At 55.4% G+C, this 965-nt stretch carries 2 protein-coding genes; both read left to right on the top strand.

The genetic code is table 11. The features are described 5' to 3' along the window. Positions 1–313, top strand: a 313-nt coding sequence (locus tag IV91_RS0110655; protein ID WP_324603966.1) for a JAB domain-containing protein, incomplete at its 5' end; no start/stop codon positions are given. A gap of 136 nt (positions 314–449) precedes the next feature. Then, the coding region (locus IV91_RS0110660) for a TraG/VirB4 family ATPase (protein ID WP_459166976.1) at positions 450–965 on the top strand (516 nt) is incomplete at its 3' end.

A 965-nucleotide genomic window follows, 5' to 3' on the forward strand; every position in this document is an offset into this window, starting at 1 on the left:
ATCATTTCTGAACAGTCCGGGAGCAGTACGGGATTTTCTGCGGATCAAGATGGCAGGACTGGAGCATGAAGTGTTCAGTATCGTGTTTCTGAATGCACAGCACGGGGTCATCACCGTGGAAGAATTGTTTCGGGGTACCCTGGCCCAAACTTCCGTATACCCCAGAGAGGTAGTAAAACGGGTATTGCATCACAATGCGGCGGCGGTCATTTTGGCCCACAACCATCCAAGTGGCCTTGCAGAACCAAGTCAGGCCGACAAGAGACTTACGGAAGCGCTAAACCTCCCCATGCCTAAAGGCAGGGGGTTCTAAGGGCGAATCCACCGGGGTCTCCTGGCTCTCGCGTCGCCGCTACAGCATCCGGGCCATGACCGATGGCAAACCCTCTATCACAAACGACCTGCTCTAATACCGGGCCGTGGTCCAGCTTGGGGCATCTACCGAAGTCATGGCCCAACGGACTATGACCAACTGCCTGATTCTGATTCAGGATCAGTCTCTGCGCGAAGCCTTGCAGGCCTACACCCTGAGAGGGATGGCTGGGCACTTGCTGGATGCGGAAACCGACAGTCTGGATGAGGATCCCTTTCAGGTCTTTGAAATGGAATGCCTGATGAACAAGGGAGACAAACTGGTCCTGCCGGTACTGACCTACCTGTTCCACCGCATCGAGCAACGCTTCAGGGGACAGCCCACTCTGCTGATTCTGGACGAGGCATGGGTCATGCTGGGGCACCCGGCATTCAAGGCCAAGATCCGGGAATGGCTCAAGGTCTTGAGAAAATCCAATGTGGCCGTGGTCTTCGCCACCCAGAGCCTGACAGACCTGACACGATCCGGAATTGCGGATGTGATCTATGAATCCTGTCCCACCAAAATCCTGTTGCCCAATCCGGAAGCCATGACCGAGAACATCCGTCCGATGTATCAGGGGATTGGACTCAACGACCGTCAGGTCGAGATC

Origin of the sequence: Ferrovum myxofaciens, from assembly GCF_000735045.1 — a bacterium.
GTDB lineage: Bacteria > Pseudomonadota > Gammaproteobacteria > Burkholderiales > Ferrovaceae > Ferrovum > Ferrovum myxofaciens.